The sequence below is a fragment of the Mesorhizobium sp. M7A.F.Ca.AU.001.01.1.1 genome (genome assembly GCF_004022735.1).
Taxonomy (GTDB): domain Bacteria; phylum Pseudomonadota; class Alphaproteobacteria; order Rhizobiales; family Rhizobiaceae; genus Mesorhizobium; species Mesorhizobium ciceri.
In genome coordinates this window covers 1-3,171 of the sequence record NZ_RZPF01000737.1, presented here as the reverse complement: position 1 = coordinate 3,171, position 3,171 = coordinate 1, and the positions used below count along the sequence as shown (strand labels likewise).

Here is a 3,171-nt window from a genome sequence, read left to right as displayed (position 1 = left end):
CGGCAGGTCCGAGAACGTGCGGATCAGCTTTATGCCGCGGCCTTGCGCCCCGAACAATGGTTTCAGCACCAGCGGTCCCCGCGGAAGCTCTTGCGCCGCGACCTCCTCGGCGACGGCAAGTCCTTCTACGGCAAAGGTGCGTGGCGTAGGCAGGCCGGCATTTTTCAGGAGGAATGTCGTCATCGACTTGTCGACGCAGCGCTCGATCGCCTGCGCGGAATTCCATACGGGAACCGACAGTCTGCTTAACGCGTGCAGCACCCCGAGGCGCCGGGTAACCGCTTCGAACGATCCGGCGGCGATCGAACGGACGAGCACGGCGTCGGGCAGCGTGCCGCCGAAGCCGGGGATCGCAAGTCCGCTCGGGCTGCTGGTATCGAATGCGATCGCCGCCAGCGGCACGGCTGTAACGGCGGCGCCCCCCCGACCAAGTCCTGCCGCCAGGCCGTTGGAGCCGGTGTCCACTTTGTCGCTGACGATCAGGATGCGAGGGATCATGTGGCCTCTCGGGTGCGGGAATGTCGGCGGCGCGAGCGATTCCAGGCCCTCATGGCAGCGTCCGCGGCAGGGCTGCACGGAAGGCAGTCGCCGGGCGGGCGAATGACAGACGAATCCCTTTGCACCGCCATGCCCTAGCCGAGACTCCGTTCGAGCATCTTCAGATCACGCCGACCGGCGCGAAAAGTATCGCCGGTTTCGATCGCTGTCACGATCACTTCAGCCGGGCTGAACAGCAACGGGTCGATGGCATAGAAATCGCCCTTGAACCGCGTGAATATCTCGGCGAAGGGTTGGCCGTAGTCCCGTGAGGCGCTGCTGGGAAGTTTTTCCGCGAGTTTGCCAGCCTCCTTCGCCGATCCTTTGACGAAGAGCTGGACGCTGCCGCCATAGATGATGGCATCGTTGGTTCGGCCCATAGCGGTCAGGAAATCCGGATGGGGGGCGGGGATCGGCGCCGTTCCGATGCCGTCGACAACGTTTTCCAGCGGGAATTTGAGATCGTTGATCTTGTGCAGGGCAACCTCGAGCGCGCGCGCCACGATCTGCACGCCGCCGGCAAGGCTTTGTGTCGGCGCATAGAGGAAGGTGAGCTTTTCCGTCGCCAGTCCAGTTGCCTTGCTCACTTTCTCAACGGTCGCGCGGGGAGGCGGTTCGGCCGTCTCAAGGATAAGCACCGCGGAAGATGCGATGTCGTGATAGGAAAGTGTTTCGAACAGCGGTTCGACCCGGGCGAGGGCCCGCGCAGGCCCAGATCCCATCGCAAAATAGTCCTGGCCAGACAGGTTCCAGCCCGCATACTGGCTGCCCAGGCAGGCCAGCACCGGCTGCGAAGATCGCGCTTCGACGGTGAACGGCCATTGCTGTGACGCGCGATCCATGAACACCGAAACGCTGCCGAGACCGCCCATCGCAGCCTCAGCCATGCGCATCCCGGCCTCGACGCTGCCGACGGTCTTGGCGCCGGCATCGATCAGGCGCTCGCCCAATGGTCCCCTGGAAACGACGATACGCAGGCGTTCGGCGTCGCCGATCATGCCGTCAACGATGCGCTGTGCATTGTCGTTCAGGAATGCCGAACCGTCTTTCATGTCCGGTCTCCTTCCCATTGGAGTTGCAATTGGCTGGCTTGTCCCTTGATGAGCCGCTTGGTCGATTGGGCGCTCGGACCGCGCGCGAAGACCGTGCAGACAGGGTCGCCGGCAATCAGACGGGTGCCAGCCGACTGTTGGTCCGCTGTCCATTCAGGCCAGGCAATCGACGGAAAGTGAGTGATTGGCGTCGCGGCGTAGGTCACCATCGACGCCATCGAATCGACGAAGCGCGGCAAGCGGAAGACCTGACCCGTCGCGGCGCGCAGATGCGCTTCGATCAATGGCGCGTCAACATCGTCGAAAATGTCGAGGGTGGCGCCCGGCCTCGGATTGATCTCGATGAACGTGTAGCCATCTGGTCCACGGATCAGATCGGCGCTGCACAATCCAAGCAGGCCGGCGCGCCGCGTCAGACTTGAGAGCCAGCCGCCGATGACCGCCGCCTGTCTGCGATCGAAGCGTCTCAACCGTACGGCGCCGCCGTAGCGATAGGGCGCTGTGGGGGCGGGAGACGTCCATTGGTGGCTGAAACCCACGAGGTGCGCGGTTTGACCATTGCCGACGAACAGGGCCGAGATGCTGCGACCGGCAACGAAGCGCTGGAAGTAGCGGCCGGCGGTCGGGCTTTCTCCGGCTGCTCGTCTGACGTGTCCGCCGCCGGCGCCGCCCGCGGTCTTGACCACCCAGTTCTCCGGGTCAGGCGGCTGGTCCCATCGCAGTTGCGGATGCGGGATGCCGAGTTCGGCACAATCATCGGCCAGCAACTGCGGATCCTTGATCCTGCGGATCGCGGCGCCGCCATTGCCGGCGAGCCGAAAGTGTCGCGCGATTTTGTCCACGGTCTCAGGCATCCGCTCAAACCCTGAGCCCAGGACAATGGCGGCCGGCAGGTCGTCGCCAGCCAATCGCCGAAGCGTGTCGATGATGCGCTCGCCGTCGATGCCTCCTTGCAGGTCGCCTGGCAGCATTGTCGCGCGTTCTGCGAGCGCGACGGTGTCCGTATCGCAAAAGAAATCGGCGACCAGCGGACGATAGCCGGCGCGACGCGCGGCGGCGGCCAGCCCCCGGCCTGAAATTGCCGCGATCAAAAGAGATCCGGCGTTACTTGGCAATCTCGCGTGCAAGGGAAAACGCTTCCTGAAAACCGAGCGTGATCGTCTTTTCGGATTCGATCATTCTTTTGAAGAGACCGAATTCGACCTTATATTTGACATTGCCGATGGCAAGCGGACCAATGCCGACAGCTTTTGCCGCATCGAGTGGATCACCATTGGCATTGACGGCCAATCCTTCGATGCCGGCCGGGGGAACGGCATTGACGTCGGCCGCAATAAGCAGGTCATTGCCTTTCAATTGGGCTTTGGAGACCACCTGGACGCCAGCTTTGGCGCAAGCCAGGATAATTTCGTTGGCTTCGACCAGCTTTGTCTTGCGGGCGTCGCTCGATCCGTCAGCCGCATCGACGGTGAGGTGGAACCTGCTTTCGATCTCGGCCGCGATCTGCTTGACCCGTTCGATGCCGTCATGGCCGACAAGTGTGACCCGGGCACCTTCCCCTGCCGCGATGACGGCGGTGCAG

The 3,171-nt window shown here is 63.3% G+C and carries 2 protein-coding genes and 2 pseudogenes; all 4 read right to left on the bottom strand.

What is annotated here, in order from left to right; translation table 11 throughout:
- Positions 1-498 (bottom strand): annotated as a pseudogene (locus EN884_RS30865) (RimK family alpha-L-glutamate ligase); the annotation flags it as partial.
- Between the two features lie 134 nt (positions 499-632).
- On the bottom strand, positions 633-1,589 hold the full coding sequence (gene mch / locus EN884_RS30860) for a methenyltetrahydromethanopterin cyclohydrolase (protein ID WP_024504391.1): 957 nt from the start codon (positions 1,587-1,589) through the stop codon (positions 633-635).
- The gene (locus EN884_RS30855; protein WP_063167856.1) at positions 1,586-2,680 is read right to left on the bottom strand and encodes an ATP-grasp domain-containing protein; all 1,095 of its coding nucleotides are present in this window, start codon (positions 2,678-2,680) and stop codon (positions 1,586-1,588) included. The genes mch and EN884_RS30855 overlap by 4 nt, the downstream gene beginning before the upstream one ends.
- A gap of 13 nt (positions 2,681-2,693) precedes the next feature.
- Positions 2,694-3,171: pseudogene (locus EN884_RS30850) on the bottom strand (methylenetetrahydromethanopterin dehydrogenase); the annotation flags it as partial.